Genomic DNA, 15831 nt, shown 5'->3' on the forward strand with positions numbered 1-15831 from the left:
TCGGGTGTTTTGAGGGATTTGATCACATGTTGTGTTTAGCTGATCCTCGACAGCGGCTTGCTGCGCCCGACGGGCGGCCTTCCGGCGGGAAGTGGCGCGCCGTCGCCGGCGCTGCGATGGTGACGATCCTGTCATTGGCCATCACCGGCTGTGCGGTCGGACCGAATTTCAAGCCCGCGGCCGCGCCTGACGTCGACGGTTATGTGCCTGGAAAGCTTGCCTCGCCCGATCCCGGACGCGGCGGTCCTCGCGTTGCCAGACAGCATTTTGTCTCTGGCGCCGAGGTTTCGGCGCGCTGGTGGTCGGCGTTCAAATCGCCGCTGCTCAACGATCTCGTCAAGCAGGCGGTCGATCATAATCCTAACCTGCAGGCCGCGGAGGCCGCGATCAAGATCGCGCAATACAACGCCCGGGCCCAGCGCGGATTGTTCTTTCCGCAAGTCAACGGCAATTCGACGTCCTCGCAAATCCTGGTTGCCAATCCCGGCCAGGTGCCGTCTATCCCAACGGAGGGACCGCAGACCGAATTCTCGCTGGTGACCCATCAGCTGACGGTGTCGTTCGTGCCGGATATCTGGGGCGCCAACATCCGCTCGGTTGAGAATCTGGATGCCCTGACCGAGCTGCAATTGTTCCAGCTCGAGGCCGCCTATCTGACGCTGACCAGCAACGTGGTGACGGCTGCCATTCAGGAGGCCTCGCTTCGCGGCCAGATCGCCGCGACCCAGCGGATTATCGGGATCGAACGGCATCTTCTGGATATTCTCAAGCAACAGTTCAGCAGGGGTGCGGTTGCCAAGGCGGACGTGCTTGCGCAGGAAGCAGCGCTCGCGGCGGCCGAACAATTGCTGCCGCCGCTGGAAAAGCAGCTGGCGCAGCAGCGCGATCTGTTGACGGCGCTGGCCGGGCAGTATGCGGCTGATGAGGTCGCACAGAAATTCGATCTCGCGCATTTCGCGTTGCCGGCCAATCTGCCGATCAGCCTGCCGAGCAAGCTGGTCGATCAGCGGCCCGACGTCAGGGCGGCGGAAGCCAACATGCATTCGGCAAGCGCGCTGGTTGGCGTGTCGATCGCCGCCCGGCTGCCAAATCTCGTGCTCTCGGCCAACGGCGGATCTGCCTCCTTCAACCTTGCCGAGAGCTTCCTGCCCGGAACCGGATTCTATACGCTTGCCGCGAGCACGACCGCGCCGATCTTCGATGGTTTTGCGCTCTATAACAGGCAGAAGGCGGCCGAGGCCGCGCTCGAGCAGGCCGAAGCGCAATATCGCTCCACCGTCATCGCCGCATTCCAGAACGTCGCGGACGCCTTGCGGGCCCTGCAGGCAGACGCCCGCGCCATGAGGGCGGCTGTCCACGCGGAAGAGACGGCGAAGGCAAGTCTCGATGTCGTTCGAAGCCAGGTGGACGCAGGTCAGGTCAATCAGCTCGCCGTCCTCAACGCCCAGCAGACTTATCTCACCGCGGCCGTGATCCGCGTGCAAACCGAAGCCAATCGTCTCGCCGACACTGCCGCGCTATTCATGGCACTCGGCGGTGGCTGGCCGGTGACCTGCACCACGCCGGTCTGGCGCGAATGCGCGATGGCGGAAGGTCCACCACCTCCGCCCAATATCTGACGCCGGAAGCGATCTAAGTCAGATCCGAAATCGGAAAAATCCAGTCGCGCGTGAGATTCACCAAGCGACGTAAGCGCAGAGCAATGACAGGGGCAAGATCGCAGGACCGAGATACAGCCAGGTGCGGTACGCCTCAATGTCTTTCGGCAGAATAAAAATGTTGGCGATGAGCCACAGACACACCGTGAGACCTAGCCCCACGCGCAAGAGATCGCTTGGTGTCTCGAGTACAGAGCGAAGACTTTCGACCTGAGGGCTGGCGACGCGCGCGGCGATTACCGTCATGATGAGTAAAAAAACCGCGCGAACAGCTACGCCGGCGGTCCAGAAGGGAATTCTGGGATTCGATTTTTTTGGCAAATCACCTTGTAAATTCAGGTCGGTGCTCATAGCACATTCCCGCATCAGTATGCTCAAAAACCTATCTCTTATAGCCCTGCAACAGCAAGAGGTTATTTTATTTCTATGGATCACAGTCCATTTATATGAGTCATATAAATTAAAGGTCAGCGATACTTACCGTATAATGCTGCAGCGCATGCAAAAATTGCATTCCTGGCACGGTAGAGAGCTGCGGGCCGACTTGTTCGGCATGCCCTCAATTCACAAAAAATCAGATGATTTGCAGGGGCTTATTGTCGCCAGATGAGTGATGTATGGCACAAGCTTCGCACGTCTTTTGGCCAGCAGAACATCAGGGATGAGGAGGGGCGCATGATCGGCGGAACGAAAGCGATCAGAACTCTTGTCGCCGCCGCGACAATCATTTCATCGCTCACGCTCCCGGCGTACGCCGATCCTTTCAGCAAAAGACCGGGGAGCGGCGGATATTCCGGTCCGCCCGTCGAGAATCACCCGAAGGTCGATGAGAAGGCCTACAAGGCCGCGCTCGAGCGGATACCGGATCCCGACAAGAAGTTCGACCCCTGGGGTATCGCTCGGCCAGCCGAACCTGCGAAGACCACGAAGAAATCAAACTAGGGATTGCCTGCACGGTGCAGGCGAGGGGCGCCGAAGCCATGAGGCTGTAGCTGCGCTCGTTCGAGAGTGCGATGCGGCAATCGCGTGGCGCGCGAGATGTGTGCATTGCCAACACACGACGTCCCTCGCAAATGATTGAAGTTGGCTGTTTTTTCGCCGGTCAATCGTCTTGCTGATCTTTCGCGCAGTACACGATTGATTCTTGCGCTTCCGGAAACTTGGGATCATCCTCATCCAGAGGGACAACAAGACGGCGAGCAGAGTCGTCGATAGGAAAGCATCAAAGCCTGTTCGTTTGAGTTGTCTCGAATCGAATGGAGGCTGCAATGTATAAATCTCTGGCGACCGTCGCCGGAACAGTCGCGATCGTTTCGGCCGGGCTGTTGACGCCCGCCCAGGCTGGCGGCTCAGCCAGCGCGGCTTCGAAATACGGCCACTCCAGCCAGGTCGCGACCTATCAGACGCAGAGCAAGCGACAGGTGCAACGCAACGACTTCCCGATCACGGAATATTCGTCGTCGTCGGCGAGGACGCACGGGGCCAAATACCGCTAGTTTGCCGAAGCTTCCGGTTTGGCAAGCCTACTAGTTTGGCAGGTTTTCAAGGGCGTTCTTTGCGCTCATTGATGAAGGCAAGTCGGCGGTCATAGCCGGCGGTGCACCAGCTCCAGGCGCGTGATGCGCGTCGGCGTGGCGCGCCAAATCAGCGTCGTTCACCCATGCCCGCACGGTGGCCAGGACTTCGGGCAGGATCGCGTTGACGTCGTCCTTGGTCATGCCCGCGCGCACGCGCGGGTCATAGAGAATGTTGAGAAGATACTGGTCGTAGACATCGAAGAAACCCATCTGGACCTCGTCATTGAACATCGTCCAGGGCACCGAGCGGTCGTCATTGATGGCTCCGAGCGCTTGCAGCAGCTCCTCATAGGCACAATCATAAAATACGAATTCTCCGGCATCGACCGGCAGGATCACCTCGGCGCGGCGGATGCGATAAAGCTTGTCCTTGCCGATGCCGGACAGACATTCGGGACTGAGCGACTTCTGGATTCGGCTCGCTTTGCCGCTCCCATAACGGGCACGAATGGTCCGCCTTAGATCGTGCTCCGCGACCAGCGTAACCGTGAAATTAGCGGCCTCGCGGTCGTTGGTGACGGCGACATCGAGATGATTCACGCGTGCGCGGATGTCGTCAACGATCGCGGCGATTTCGGAACGACGGTCGGGCAGGCCCTTGCTGACCACGAAGATCCGCACCGGCTCATCGAACTTGCGAACGCGTTCCGCCGGCGCGCCGATCTGCAATTCGGCGTTGAATGCGATCTTGAAAAAGCCGTCGCGTATCTCGTCATTGGTAAAATCTTTTCGCTCGGAAGCGCGCCGGCTCGTGATGTCGGGATTTTCAGCATTCGCGGCACTGTTGCCCAGCCCGATAAGCGCGGTCAGCACGATCAACGTCTGTGTCAGCCTGCAAAAACTCATCGTCTTTCCCTAACGCGTGAGTATTTCCCTAACGCGTGGCGTCGTCGCGTCGGCGCTGCTTGCACGTCTACACCAAGCAAAATTCGTACCGTCGGTTGCTAGCAACATAGTCACAACGGCATAGGAGTTCGCGATGAGCGCGAATGGCTTGTTATAGAGAACTCATAAGGGGAGAGCCGCTCGCGCGCCGCAAAATGCGATATGAAAAAATTATTTTTTTGGTATCGAACAACTATGCGCGGATTATTTTTTACGAACGAACGAACTCGCGAACGAACGATGCGAGCGGTGATCCGCTCTCGGAAACGATAAAGCTCAGTTCCGCGATGCAAGGACCGCAATCGGGCCTTCGCGGTGTTCGCACGGACGGCAGCACACAATCCCCCAAAACTCCAAGCCGCCACGCCATCGTTCCCTCGCGCGTTTTGCTGCGGCAATTCGTCGGGCTGTGCGGCCAAGAAGAGGCGCACGCACGCAACGGCGATTCCCCCGGAGGGCGCTGGCTGACGAGGCGGGGGCCCGCAAGTGAAGTCGGGTCCATTCAATCAAGTGGTTCACACGGGATCGCGACCTTTGCCGGAGCAGGACGCGGCCGGCGACGGGGGCGCGGTTTATTCGACATTTCCCGCGGTGGTGGAATTGAATTCGGTCGGCGTTGTCGCCTCATGGACCCCGACGCCGCCGCTGACGTTCGAGGCAAGCTGCGCTGTGCCCTTGAAATTCGCGATCTCGACGCAGCCCCATTATGAGGCCTATGGACGGTTCATCTTCCGGCCGCTGCTGTTGGGGCCTCTGCCGGGATAGCGGGCTTCGTATTCGTCCGCGCCACTCTCCGAGTGACGCTTCCCGCATTGGCGATTAGGATGGTCTTCACGGGAGGACGCTCTCCATGCCAAGAAAAGGGATCACCGGCCACGACGAATGGGTTGTCACGGAGGCGCTGGCAACGGCGCTGGTGGCGCTGGAGCAGCTTCCACCGCAACACCAGCCGCGCGCGCATATGGACGACGTCAGGAAGCTTTTGGCCGCCAGTTGCCAACATGGAACCGTCAACCTGCATTTGGCCCAGGCCAAGTGCAGATTATTTCCGGACCTTGATCCCGCGACCGTCTATCAGGAATACGGCCTCGGGGACGGGCAAGGCTGAAGAGGTTGCCGTCTGTTGTTGATGCGCCTGGAGTCGGGCTGATGAGATTTAGGTTTCCAGCCCGACCGCTTCAGGCGCGAAGATCGATCCGGGTTCGCTATTTGGCAGCACTGAAAAGCAAGACCGGTTCGCGACGCCGACGGATCAATAGGCCTGCGGTAGGCAGGGCGGCGGGCCGTTATCCCAGGGCTGGCCGGCAAATGCGCCCACGCGCGGAGCCGGAATACAGGCCCGCCCGTCAACATAGCCCTCGTCAGGCATAGTCGTCGCATTGGTACGGTCAACGAGGTGCCGCGCTACGTGGGTCTCGCGAGCCATAGCGGGAGTTGCGAGCATGGCTGCGGCGATCAACGCAGTCGCCAGAATTTTCGGCTTAGTCATTCAATTTCTCCATCCGATATCACAAGCCAATGACGTTGGCTCCTCTTTGGAGATGGAGAAGCATTCGACCGTTTAAAGTAACATTTCCTCACGTCGGTTCAACGCAGTGCGAGATGGGTGCGACTTTCGTCGTTTGCCACCGAAGTTGAATTTGGGTTCGCTTCCTAACGCACCGCCGCCAATTGAGGGCAAGCCCCCTTACCTGATATCGGCCGGGCCACGGCAAGTGTGGATTTGCGGCTCGCTGACGCGACCCTTGCCGCAGCCGCCAACGAGGTAGCTGGGAGATAGATTGGGCCACGTGCTGGCAGCTGGCGCATCTGAATCTTCGGACCTCACCATGTCAGGAAAGGCCGGCTTGGTCTGAAAGGAACCGGCGGCCTGGCAAGTCGACCAAGTGGGGGCTGTGAGACCGATTACCAAGCCCACGAAGCCGAGGCGGCGAAGCACAGAGTTCAACATCTTAATCTCCACGCATAGAATTCTTTACTCTTGGGATGATCTCAGGGCGAGACTCTTGGGATCTCAGGGCGAGGCCTGCGTGAAATCCTGATCTGAGGTGGATGCCTCGCGCGGGATGCGGATCACGACAACACCATGGTTCAGCGCCTGGTGACACGAGTTGCAACCGTCCGTAAGATCGGCATAGGCCTTGTCGAATCCAGCATCGTCTTTCGACTGGATCGCGCTCGCGAGTTCCGTGAACGGTTGGTCCGTAACGGAGGTGATCATGGCCGGAACGGACATATCGTGCTCTGACGGATGGGCCTGACCGAGACGCTTGAAGGCGCCTTTCAGATTCCCAAGCTCGTAGGCGGCGAAGGCCCAATTCTTTTGCTGCGCGGCCCGCCAAAGCCTTCGATGTCGCGGCTGGATCGTCGCGATCATCATGTCACTGATGCTGGGCAGATATTGAGCGGTTTGAGACTTGGGCAATTCCTGCGCTCGCACGTCGCCGTGCGGGGTAGGCAATGCCACGACAACAGCTGCAGCCGCAGAAATCGCGAGAACGGCGGCGGCGAGCCGGTGAAGGCGGTCAAGTATTTTCACGGTGCAGGCGCAGTTTCACGGATCATCGAAATATTGATTTTTCGAGTCGAAATGCTAACGGTCGGCGAAGTGCGGAGCCATTAAATTGCGGTTTAAGAAGTTCACTTGGAACTGAGACGCGATGAGGCGGAGCGGGCAGGTCGATCCTAAACTCGTATTTAATTGAGCAAACCGTGAAGAAACGTGATGTTGCTCGCATCCTTTGTCGATGAACGGCATTGATCTTCCGGAGGGGTAAATGACTGAACACGTCGCTCTTCGCTACGCGGTCACTCGACGGCAATTATTGGGCGCTGCCGGTGTTGGAGCGTTGGCGCTCGCAAGACCGTCCTGGGCAGAAACGACGATCAACCTTCCGCTTCCCGATGGTCCGGATGAGCGGGCGATCACGACCGCCTTTCCTCAGAAGGGCCCAATGATCCTGCAGCGGACCCGTCCTCCGCTGTTGGAGACGCCGTTCGAGGTTTTCGACAAGGGCGTATTCACGCCCGCCGATCAATTCTATGTGCGCTGGCATTGGGCCGTCATTCCAACCGATATCGATGTTGGAAAATTCAGCCTGACCGTGCGCGGCCACGTAAATCAGACATTGACGCTATCGTTGAACGACATCCTGCATGGCTTGCCGAGCGTCCAACTCTCCGCGGTGAACCAGTGTTCTGGCAACTCGCGCGGCCTCTTCCAGCCACGGGTGACCGGTGGTCAATGGGCGAACGGCGCCATGGGCAATGCGCAGTGGACCGGGGTGCGGCTCAAGGACGTGCTGGACAAAGCCGGCGTGAAGCCGGGTGCGGTGCAGGTGCGGTTCAAGGGCCTGGACGAGCCGGTGGTGGCGGATGCGCCGCATTTCATGAAATCGCTGGATATCGACCACGCGCGCGATGGCGAAGTGATGATCGCCTATGCCATGAACGGGGAGCAATTGCCGTTGGTGAACGGGTTTCCGCTGCGGCTGGTGGTACCCGGCTGGTACGCGACCTATTGGGTGAAGATGCTGTCCGACATTGAGGTGCTGGATCAGCCCGATACGAATTACTGGACCAAAGTGGCCTACACCATTCCCGACACGCCCCACGCCAGCATCAAGCCTGGCGAAACAGACGTGAAAATGATTCCAATCAATCGGATGGTGCCGAGATCCTTTGTCACCAACATTCCCTCAGGCCAGAAGTTGAAAGCGACGGTCCCGACGACATTGCGCGGCATCGCGTTCGGTGGCGACTGTGGCGTGGAAAGCGTCGACTACTCGATCGATCGCGGCCAGAGCTGGCGTTCGACCAAACTCGGAAAAGACGAGGGCAAATACAGCTTTCGGCAGTGGCAAACGCAATTAACGCTGCCTGCACCCGGTGAATATGCCCTCATGGTCCGCTGCACCAACAGCAATGGCGTGGCGCAGCCGGACACACCAAACTGGAACCCCGCCGGCTTCATGCGCAACGTCGTGGAGTCCGTGAACGCGTCAGCGGTTTGACGGAGTATCACGATGTCTCGCAACCTCCTGTCATGCCTCATTTTGCTCGGTGTCGCGTCCACGCCTCTCGCCGCGCGCGCCGCTACACCGTTCGAACTGAAGTCGGTGAAGATCGATCTGCCCGATAGCGACAAGATGTTCGAAGGTCCGGGATCGGACGCCATCAACAACAACTGCCTTGCCTGTCACTCCGCCGGAATGGTGTTGACCCAGCCGGCTTTGTCGAAGCAGGCCTGGACCGCGGAAGTCAACAAGATGATCAACAACTACAAGGCTCCCGTGGCGCCCGAGGATGTTGGGGCGATCGTCGAGTATCTGGCTAATACCAAAGGCGCGAAATAGCGGTCCGCTCGTCGGCTCCGTCATCGCGCGCATTGCGCGTGATGCGGCGCCGATTTGAAAGCGATTCAAGATTCTAAATCCGTATTTAGTTGAGGGCATGGAGTTGGGCCTTCATGTTCGAGAGGGAAGCGCCAGGCGCGCAATGATTGAGTCTGCTCGGAGGTAAGATGATTTTGTTCTCGCGCTCCTTCATCCGCAAACGTGCGATCTCCTTCGCAACAACTGCGTCGGTCGCGGTAGTGTCGCTTGGCATGGCCCAGGGACCAACTTCGGCGCATCGAATTCGCGCGGCGACGCCGATCCAGTACGTCGCGGACCGGACAGACAATTCCAGCGAAGCGTCGTTCCTGTCGGAAAACGAGTCCGCGATGAGCCAGATGATGACCGACATGATGGTCAAGCCGACCGGCGATATCGATCGAGACTTCGTGGCGATGATGATCCCGCATCATCAAGGCACGATCGACATGGCGAAGGCCGAACTCAAATACGGTCAGAACGAGCTGCTCCGCCGTCTGGCGAAGGAAATCATCGCCAACCAGCAGCAGGAGATCACGGTGATGCGGCTGGCCGTCGACGACGAACGGCCGCTGCCGTCAACTTCGCCGGCGCAGCCAGCCGCTTCCAGTGCGCCCCGGATGTCAAAAGAGCCGATGCCGCATGAGATGACGTCCCGTGAGACCATGGGGATGTCTCATGATGCCAAGCCGCGTGATTAAGATCGACGGCTGATCATGAACCGCGCTGTCGCATGCTGCCTTTTGGCGCCATGCCGACCGTGGTGGTGGCGTGGCGCATCCGTCGCGGGCGCGGCGACGTCCGGTCCGTGTTTTCCGGTGGGCCAACCCTGGCCTGGGCCTATTCGGCGGAACAATTCTCCAGCACCGTCCCGGTTGCCGATCCTGCCGATCTTAAAACCCTATTTAGTGGTGCGGCCAATTTTTCGAGCCTATGTTTTTCAGGAGCGGCCCACCGCGCTTTGCCCCCGGAGGCGGTGTTCAGATGGCCGTAGAGTGGACGGCGTCGCCACGCCTTATTGCCCCCGAGTAGGGCGGGCGGCGCTGTCCGACTCCACGAAGGATGAAATTCATCATTTGCAGGCGGTCAGCATTATGGCATTGGTCTCAAGCAAGCGAACGGTTTCAGAGGGACGAGGCGCGATCGCAGCGAATGCTTTGGCCGCAATCGAGAATAAATTGATGGCAAAAGTGCTTCTCATTGAGGACGATAGCGAAACAGCCGAGGAAATCACGGCCGAATTGGCCGATCGCGGTTTTGAGGTGGATTGGTCGGCCGACGGCATCGAAGGCCTCGACAAGGCCCGTGCGACCCGGCCGGATGCCATGATTGTCGATCGCCTGTTGCCAGGAATGGATGGCCTCACGGTCATCGAGGCGCTGCGCAAGGATCAGGTGCGCACCCCGGTGCTGGTGCTAAGCGCGCTTGGCGCGGTAGACGACCGCGTACGCGGATTGCGGATGGGAGGCGACGACTATCTGACCAAGCCCTTCGCCATCGTGGAACTGGTTGCCAGGGTAGAGGCGCTGCTGCGCCGGCCGGTCGAATCGCGCGAGACGACGCTGCGGGTCGGGCCGCTTGAGCTCGATCTGATCGAGCGTACCGCCAAGCGCGGCGATCGGGTCATCGATTTGTTGCCACGCGAGTTTCGACTGCTTGAATATATGATGCAGCGCAGCGATCAGTTGCTGACGCGGGCAATGCTGCTCGAGGAGGTCTGGAATTATAAATTCGTTCCTGCGACCAATCTTGTAGACGTGCACATGGGCCGTCTACGCCATAAAGTGGACGGGCCCGATGAGGTCCAGATGATTCATAATGTCCGCGGTGCCGGGTTCATCCTTCGTTCGGGATCGTGATTTTCAGATGACTCCGGCGGCGGTGCGCATCGGCTGGCGTCGAGCAGGTATACCGGGCGGCGATACTCCGATGCGTCAACCGCAGTTCATACGCTCGAGCACGTTCCACTGGGCCTTGATGGTGGCCGGCGTATTCGCCGTTTTCATCATGGTGCTGTTCGGATTCATTTACTGGAAGATCGATGACTACCTGATCGCACGATCCGACCGCGTGATCACCGTGGAGCTGGACGGCATATCCGGCCTGTCGCCCCAGCGCAGGCTCGAAGCAATCGACGAGAAGTTGAGACAGGATCCTCGAGGGGTACAGCTCGCGGCGATATTTGCCGCCGACGGTCATCGGATTATCGGCAATATTGATAGCCTGCCGCCCAACCTGCTGATCGACGCGCCGGCGCAGAGCACCGACATCATCCGGACGGATCGAGGCACCAGGGAAAGTCAGGTTGTCCGCGCGATCGCGCGGCGGATGCGAAACGGCGATGTGCTGGTGCTTGGGCGCAACGTCGATGAAACTATGGAAATATCGCACGTTGTTGGTCAGGCGCTCGCGCTCGGTCTGTTGCCGGCCTTCCTTCTTTGCCTGCTGGCGGGCGCCTGGCTGAGCGTACGCGCGCAGAGACGGGTGGAAGAGGTCAACCAGCGGGTCCGTCGCATCATCGCCGGCGATCTGCGCGAGCGGCTGCCGCATCGTGACGTCGACGAACCGTTCGACAGGCTCGCCGTCATCGTCAACGGCATGCTCGACGAGATGGAGACGATGATCCACGCGCTCGCCGGCGTCGGCAACGACATCGCCCACGACCTGCGAACGCCGCTGACGCGGGCGCGGCTCGCTCTCGAGCGCGGGCGCACCAACGCAACCACCCTCGAGCAGCTTCAGACCGTAGCCGACAAGGCGATCGCGGGCATCGACCAGGCGCTGACGATCATCACCGCACTGCTGCGCCTTGCGGAGATCGAAAACAGCCGGCGTTCCTCGGGCTTCGGCAGCGTCCCGGTGCATGAACTGCTGCGGGAGGTGGGCGACATCTATGAACCGATTGCCGAAAACAAGAACATCGTCCTCCAGGTCCAGGCTACACAGCGGCTCAATCTGCGCGGCGATCGGGATCTGCTGATCGAGGCGGTTGCCAACCTGGTCGACAACGCCATCAAATTTACCCCCGAAGGTGGCAAGGTGGACATTGAACTGCTGCGGGGGAAGAACGAAACCATCGTGCGCGTGACCGATACCGGCTGTGGCATCAGCGAACAAGACCGCGAGGCCGTGCTGCGGCGGTTTTACCGCTCGGACAAGATTCGAAACACGCCGGGCGTCGGTCTTGGCCTCAACCTGGTGGTCGCGATCGTAAAATTGCACGGTTTCCGGTTGGCGATACATCCGGGCCCGGCTGGCTGTGTCGAGATCATCTGTCCCGATCGGCAAGACGACTCAATCGCGTGATCGCAGGCATTTTTCTCCGAAGCCGACGTGTGTTCTCAGGCTAAATCCAATTTAGCTCCCTGAATGCCAGTTTAATGGCGCTGGCAAGCGATCATCCTAGATTCAGGGCGATGCAGCTGAACATTCAGAATGCAGGTTGCGAGCATTCGCGTTCCCCCGGTTTGAGAGATTGCGAATCTCGCAACGGATCAACCGATCGAGAACTCAAGCTATGACCAGAATAAAATTCCTCAGTGTGGTGGCCATTGTGTCAGCGATAACCGTAGCGCCGGTATTCGCGCAGGCGGCGATCCAGGAGCCGGGCGCGTTCGCATTCTACCATCCCGATGCTGATGTCCTAAATGGCGGCCGGCCCACGCCGGCTGCGGCCGCAGATGCCATGGCCTCGGTACGATCGGGCAATCGCGACGCCTTTGCCTCCATGGACGGCAGCGGGAACAGCTCCTCGTGTGCCCGGCGTTACCGCTCCTTTGATCCGGCCTCGGGTACCTACCTTGGCCATGATGGTTACCGCCATCCGTGTCAGTGAGGCGCCTTACGAGCGGGAGAGGGCGGCCAAGCGGGCCGTTCTCGCGCGCGGACGGTAACTCGAAAAAATCCGCAATCCCCTTCCAAAAACCTGGAACAAAAGCTCGGTCACGGCATTATGGGCGTTATGCGTGTTTGCGCACGCAGAACGGTCGGCGCCGGAATGGCGACGACTGCCGTAGGCGGAAGCGTGCGGACCATAAATTTTTTTTTATTGGTCCCGCCCGCGCGTTATGTGTGATGTTGAACGCTGTCTGAAGCTTGAACTTCCTGTCAGCTTTCAAATTCGACAGTTCGGGAAAGGTCCTTATGTGAAGGGACGGCCCTTGACCAGCGTACGTCGGCGCGACCTACTTCGCCTTGCGATCGCCGGGGCTGGAGCGACGGCCGTAAGCACGGTGGTGCCGGAGCCGGCGGCAGCCAAACCCGTCGATCTCAATGACAAGCGCAAGGCCCGCTACCACGCCGATTCCGCAGAGGTTCAAGACTTCTACCGTGTCAACTCTTATCCAGCTCGATAAGGGGGAACGGTGGTGCTGATCAAAAAATCGGACCGTCATCGAGATCGCGGACGCCTCGCCGGCGTAGACGCAAGTGAGCTAGCAAGTGAGTCAAACGGTCATCTGGATCGCCGTACTTTCTTGAAGCGCTCCGGCGTTACCGCCGGCGCGCTGGCGGCGCTCGGCAACCTGCCGCTAGGCGGCGTGCGTAAAGCGGAGGCCGGTCCGCCACCTCCGCCGGGCGCAACAGTTACCACCCGCAAGAATGTCTGCACGCATTGCTCGGTCGGTTGCTCGGTGATCGCCAAAGTCGCCAACGGCGTGTGGATCGGCCAGGAGCCTGATTACGACAGCCCGATCAACCGTGGATCGCATTGCTGCAAGGGTGCGGCGGTTCGCGACGACGTGCTGAGCACGCGCCGCTTGCGTTACCCGGTGAAGCTCGTGAACGGCCAATGGACCCGCCTTTCGTGGGAAACGGCTATCAACGAGATCGGCGATAAGCTACTGGAAATTCGTCAGAAGTCGGGGCCGGATTCGGTGTACTGGCTGGGCTCGGCCAAATTTACCAATGAAGCCGCCTACCTCAACCGCAAGCTTGCGGCCTTCTGGGGCACCAATAATTCCGACCATCAGGCGCGGATCTGCCATTCCACCACGGTCACAGGCGTCGCCAATACCTGGGGCTATGGCGCGATGACCAACAGCTACAACGATATCCGCAATGCCAAGACCATTATGGTGATGGGCGGCAATCCGGCAGAAGCGCATCCGGTTTCGCTGCAGCATATTCTCGAAGGCAAGGAACTCAACCGCGCCAACATGATCGTGGTCGATCCGCGAATGACACGGACCGCCGCGCACGCAACCGAATATGTTCGCGTGCGTCCGGGCACCCATATCGCCACGATCTACGGGATGCTCTGGCACATTTTCCAAAATGGCTGGGAGGACAAGGAATTCATCCGCCAGCGTGTCTACGGCATCGACGACATCCGCAAACAGGCGGCAAAATGGACGCCGCACGAGGTCGAGCGCGTCACGGGCCTGCCCGAAGCGCAGGTCAAGCACGTCGCCGAAACCTTCGCCAAGCAAAAGCCGGCGACGCTGATCTGGGCGATGGGACAAACCCAGTTCACGACCGGCACCGCGAATGTCCGTGCCAGTTGCATCCTGACTCTCGTCACCGGGAATGTCGGATACGCCGGCGCCGGCGCCAACATTTTTCGCGGCCACACCAATGTGCAGGGCGCTACCGATCTCGGCCTCGATGTAACGACGCTGCCGCTCTATTACGGTCTCGCCGAAGACGCCTGGCGGCATTGGTGCAGGGTGTGGGAAGTCGATTACGAGTGGATGAAGTCACGCTTCCCGAGCAAGACCCTGATGGAAACGCCGGGCATTCCGTCTACGCGCTGGTTCGACGCGACGTTGCTGCCGAAGGACCAGGTCAGCCAGCCTGATAATGTGCAGGCGATGTTCATCATGGGACATGGCGTCAACACCATTACGAGGATGCCGGAAGCCAAGCGCGGCATCGAGAAGCTCGAGCTGTTGGTGGTCTGCGATCCCTATCCGACCGCCTGGTCGGTGCTCTCGGAACGCAAGGACGGCATCTATCTTTTGCCGGCCTGCACCAGCTTCGAGATGGATGGCTCGCGCACCGCGTCGAACCGCTCGCTGCAATGGGGCGAGAAGATCGTGGACCCGGTTTTCGAATCGAAAAACGACTACGACACGATGTATATGCTTGCCCGCAAATTCGGCTTCGCCGACCGCATGTTCAAGAACATCAAGGTCGAGAATGGCGCGGTATCGGCGGAGGATATCCTGCGCGAGATCAATCGCGGCGGCTGGTCCACCGGTTATTGCGGGCAATCGCCGGAACGGCTCAAGGCCCACATGAAGAACCAGGCCAAGTTCGACCTGGTCACTTTGCGGGCGCCGAAGGATGACCCGGAAGTTGGCGGCGAGTATTACGGCCTACCGTGGCCATGCTGGGGAACACCGGAGTTCAAACATCCGGGTACCCCGATCCTTTACAACACCAGCCTGCCGGTGAAGGAGGGCGGCGGCACGTTCCGTGCGCGGTTTGGCGTCGAACGCGTCGCCAAGCGCAAGGTGATTGAAAACGGACAGGAGGTCGAGAAAGAAGAGCACGTTAATCTTCTCGCCGAGGGCTCCTATTCGGTCGGGTCCGAAATCAAGGACGGATATCCCGAGTTCACCCTCGGCGTGCTCAAGAAGCTCGGCTGGGACACGGACCTGACGCCGCAGGAAATGGAGACGATCCAGCGCGTCAATCCGGCCAATCCCGACGCAGTATCCTGGTCGCTCGACCTTTCCGGCGGAATCCAGCGGGTGGCGATCGAGCACGGTTGTTCGCCCTATGGCAACGCCAAGGCACGCATGATCGCCTGGAATCTTCCCGACCCGATCCCCGTCCACCGTGAGCCGATCTACACGCCGCGCCCTGACCTCGTCGCCGATTATCCGACATTGCCGGACGCCAAGCAGTTCCGCGTACCCAATATCGGCTTTAGTGTGCAAAAGGCCGCCGTCGACAGGGGCATCGCCAAACAGTTCCCGCTAATTCTGAGTTCCGGCAGACTCGTCGAATACGAAGGTGGCGGCGAAGAGACGCGCTCCAACAAGTGGCTCGCGGAGTTGAAACAGCACATGTATGTCGAAATCAATCCGGCGGATGCAGGCGAGCGCGGCATCAGGGACGGCGGATGGGTCTGGGTGACCGGACCGGAGAATAGTTCAAGGACGCGCATGAAGGCGTTTGTGACCGAGAGGGTTGGCAAGGGCCTCGCCTGGATGCCCTATCATTTCGCCGGCTGGTTTGAGGGCACAGATTTGCGCGCCAAATATCCCAAGGGCTCCGATCCGATCGTGCTCGGCGAGAGCGTGAACACGCTCACCACCTACGGCTACGATCCCGCCACCGGCATGCAGGAACCGAAGGCGACCCTATGTCAGATCAGGGCAGCGTGAGAGA

At 59.7% G+C, this 15831-nt stretch carries 17 protein-coding genes; 14 read left to right on the forward strand and 3 right to left on the reverse strand.

The window, feature by feature from the left end:
• Nucleotides 1-26 precede the first annotated feature (26 nt).
• Complete coding sequence (locus B5526_RS33485; RefSeq protein WP_154071584.1) at nucleotides 27-1619, forward strand: efflux transporter outer membrane subunit; 1593 nt, start codon at nucleotides 27-29, stop codon at nucleotides 1617-1619.
• A gap of 57 nt (nucleotides 1620-1676) precedes the next feature.
• Here the strand turns inward: B5526_RS33485 and B5526_RS33490 are convergent, their stop codons facing one another.
• On the reverse strand, nucleotides 1677-2009 hold the full coding sequence (locus B5526_RS33490) for a hypothetical protein (RefSeq protein ID WP_079543955.1): 333 nt from the start codon (nucleotides 2007-2009) through the stop codon (nucleotides 1677-1679).
• Between the two features lie 324 nt (nucleotides 2010-2333).
• On the opposite strand from B5526_RS33490, the gene B5526_RS33500 reads away from it, so the two are divergent.
• Together B5526_RS33500 and B5526_RS33505 are read left to right on the forward strand one after the other, a co-directional pair.
• On the forward strand, nucleotides 2334-2600 hold the full coding sequence (locus B5526_RS33500) for a hypothetical protein (protein WP_154071585.1): 267 nt from the start codon (nucleotides 2334-2336) through the stop codon (nucleotides 2598-2600).
• A gap of 326 nt (nucleotides 2601-2926) precedes the next feature.
• The gene (locus tag B5526_RS33505; RefSeq protein WP_079543957.1) at nucleotides 2927-3154 is read left to right on the forward strand and encodes a hypothetical protein; all 228 of its coding nucleotides are present in this window, start codon (nucleotides 2927-2929) and stop codon (nucleotides 3152-3154) included.
• A gap of 30 nt (nucleotides 3155-3184) precedes the next feature.
• Here the strand turns inward: B5526_RS33505 and B5526_RS33510 are convergent, their stop codons facing one another.
• Nucleotides 3185-4081 carry a DUF2927 domain-containing protein gene (locus B5526_RS33510; RefSeq protein WP_079543958.1) on the reverse strand — a complete coding sequence of 299 codons (897 nt, stop codon included), beginning with the start codon at nucleotides 4079-4081 and terminating at the stop codon, nucleotides 3185-3187.
• Between the two features lie 573 nt (nucleotides 4082-4654).
• Here B5526_RS33510 and B5526_RS33515 point away from each other — a divergent pair.
• The 3 genes from B5526_RS33515 (at nucleotide 4655) to B5526_RS39535 (ending at nucleotide 5685) form a co-directional block, all read left to right on the forward strand.
• The gene (locus B5526_RS33515) at nucleotides 4655-4885 is read left to right on the forward strand and encodes a hypothetical protein (RefSeq protein WP_079543959.1); all 231 of its coding nucleotides are present in this window, start codon (nucleotides 4655-4657) and stop codon (nucleotides 4883-4885) included.
• Between the two features lie 85 nt (nucleotides 4886-4970).
• Entirely contained in the window at nucleotides 4971-5228 is a 258-nt protein-coding gene (locus tag B5526_RS33520) for a hypothetical protein (RefSeq protein ID WP_079543960.1), read from the forward strand.
• 334 nt (nucleotides 5229-5562) lie between these two features.
• Nucleotides 5563-5685: a hypothetical protein gene (locus B5526_RS39535; RefSeq protein ID WP_283807582.1), complete on the forward strand. Its 123-nt coding sequence runs from the start codon at nucleotides 5563-5565 to the stop codon at nucleotides 5683-5685.
• Between the two features lie 449 nt (nucleotides 5686-6134).
• Here the strand turns inward: B5526_RS39535 and B5526_RS39290 are convergent, their stop codons facing one another.
• Nucleotides 6135-6356, reverse strand: a complete 222-nt coding sequence (locus tag B5526_RS39290; RefSeq protein ID WP_244562124.1) for a cytochrome c — start codon at nucleotides 6354-6356, stop codon at nucleotides 6135-6137.
• A 15-nt stretch (nucleotides 6357-6371) separates the two neighbouring features.
• Between B5526_RS39290 and B5526_RS39295 the strand changes: the two genes are divergently transcribed.
• From B5526_RS39295 to B5526_RS33580, 8 genes are all read left to right on the forward strand, one after another.
• Nucleotides 6372-6743, forward strand: a complete 372-nt coding sequence (locus B5526_RS39295; protein WP_244562125.1) for a hypothetical protein — start codon at nucleotides 6372-6374, stop codon at nucleotides 6741-6743.
• A 154-nt stretch (nucleotides 6744-6897) separates the two neighbouring features.
• On the forward strand, nucleotides 6898-8133 hold the full coding sequence (locus B5526_RS33540) for a molybdopterin-dependent oxidoreductase (RefSeq protein ID WP_079543963.1): 1236 nt from the start codon (nucleotides 6898-6900) through the stop codon (nucleotides 8131-8133).
• Nucleotides 8134-8145: 12 nt separating this feature from the next.
• Entirely contained in the window at nucleotides 8146-8475 is a 330-nt protein-coding gene (locus tag B5526_RS33545) for a hypothetical protein (protein ID WP_079543964.1), read from the forward strand.
• Between the two features lie 167 nt (nucleotides 8476-8642).
• Complete coding sequence (locus B5526_RS33550; protein WP_244562126.1) at nucleotides 8643-9194, forward strand: DUF305 domain-containing protein; 552 nt, start codon at nucleotides 8643-8645, stop codon at nucleotides 9192-9194.
• A gap of 480 nt (nucleotides 9195-9674) precedes the next feature.
• A complete protein-coding gene (locus B5526_RS33560) occupies nucleotides 9675-10352 on the forward strand; it encodes a response regulator transcription factor (RefSeq protein ID WP_079545789.1) in 678 nt (225 codons plus the stop codon).
• A complete protein-coding gene (locus tag B5526_RS33565) occupies nucleotides 10312-11799 on the forward strand; it encodes a sensor histidine kinase (RefSeq protein ID WP_349642752.1) in 1488 nt (495 codons plus the stop codon). The genes B5526_RS33560 and B5526_RS33565 overlap by 41 nt, the downstream gene beginning before the upstream one ends.
• Before the next feature lie 211 nt (nucleotides 11800-12010).
• Nucleotides 12011-12328 carry a BA14K family protein gene (locus B5526_RS39300; protein ID WP_244562127.1) on the forward strand — a complete coding sequence of 106 codons (318 nt, stop codon included), beginning with the start codon at nucleotides 12011-12013 and terminating at the stop codon, nucleotides 12326-12328.
• A 532-nt stretch (nucleotides 12329-12860) separates the two neighbouring features.
• Nucleotides 12861-15827, forward strand: coding sequence for a formate dehydrogenase subunit alpha (locus B5526_RS33580; protein WP_079545796.1), 2967 nt, complete (start codon nucleotides 12861-12863; stop codon nucleotides 15825-15827).
• Nucleotides 15828-15831 lie beyond the last annotated feature (4 nt).

Source organism: Bradyrhizobium lablabi (genome assembly GCF_900141755.1).
GTDB lineage: Bacteria > Pseudomonadota > Alphaproteobacteria > Rhizobiales > Xanthobacteraceae > Bradyrhizobium > Bradyrhizobium lablabi_A.

What these genes read in the sequence shown, in the direction of transcription:
- B5526_RS33565 (WP_349642752.1), top strand. Translation starts at nt 10,312, where the DNA reads ATGTCCGCGGTGCCGGGTTCATCCTTCGTTCGGGATCGTGATTTTCAG.
- B5526_RS33560 (WP_079545789.1), top strand. Translation starts at nt 9,675, where the DNA reads ATGGCAAAAGTGCTTCTCATTGAGGACGATAGCGAAACAGCCGAGGAA.
- B5526_RS33520 (WP_079543960.1), top strand. Translation starts at nt 4,971, where the DNA reads ATGCCAAGAAAAGGGATCACCGGCCACGACGAATGGGTTGTCACGGAG.
- B5526_RS39290 (WP_244562124.1), bottom strand. Translation starts at nt 6,356, where the DNA reads ATGTCCGTTCCGGCCATGATCACCTCCGTTACGGACCAACCGTTCACG.
- B5526_RS33550 (WP_244562126.1), top strand. Translation starts at nt 8,643, where the DNA reads ATGATTTTGTTCTCGCGCTCCTTCATCCGCAAACGTGCGATCTCCTTC.
- B5526_RS33485 (WP_154071584.1), top strand. Translation starts at nt 27, where the DNA reads ATGTTGTGTTTAGCTGATCCTCGACAGCGGCTTGCTGCGCCCGACGGG.
- B5526_RS39300 (WP_244562127.1), top strand. Translation starts at nt 12,011, where the DNA reads ATGACCAGAATAAAATTCCTCAGTGTGGTGGCCATTGTGTCAGCGATA.
- B5526_RS33490 (WP_079543955.1), bottom strand. Translation starts at nt 2,009, where the DNA reads ATGAGCACCGACCTGAATTTACAAGGTGATTTGCCAAAAAAATCGAAT.
- B5526_RS33510 (WP_079543958.1), bottom strand. Translation starts at nt 4,081, where the DNA reads ATGAGTTTTTGCAGGCTGACACAGACGTTGATCGTGCTGACCGCGCTT.
- B5526_RS33545 (WP_079543964.1), top strand. Translation starts at nt 8,146, where the DNA reads ATGTCTCGCAACCTCCTGTCATGCCTCATTTTGCTCGGTGTCGCGTCC.
- B5526_RS39295 (WP_244562125.1), top strand. Translation starts at nt 6,372, where the DNA reads ATGGGCCTGACCGAGACGCTTGAAGGCGCCTTTCAGATTCCCAAGCTC.
- B5526_RS39535 (WP_283807582.1), top strand. Translation starts at nt 5,563, where the DNA reads ATGGCTGCGGCGATCAACGCAGTCGCCAGAATTTTCGGCTTAGTCATT.
- B5526_RS33500 (WP_154071585.1), top strand. Translation starts at nt 2,334, where the DNA reads ATGATCGGCGGAACGAAAGCGATCAGAACTCTTGTCGCCGCCGCGACA.
- B5526_RS33505 (WP_079543957.1), top strand. Translation starts at nt 2,927, where the DNA reads ATGTATAAATCTCTGGCGACCGTCGCCGGAACAGTCGCGATCGTTTCG.
- B5526_RS33540 (WP_079543963.1), top strand. Translation starts at nt 6,898, where the DNA reads ATGACTGAACACGTCGCTCTTCGCTACGCGGTCACTCGACGGCAATTA.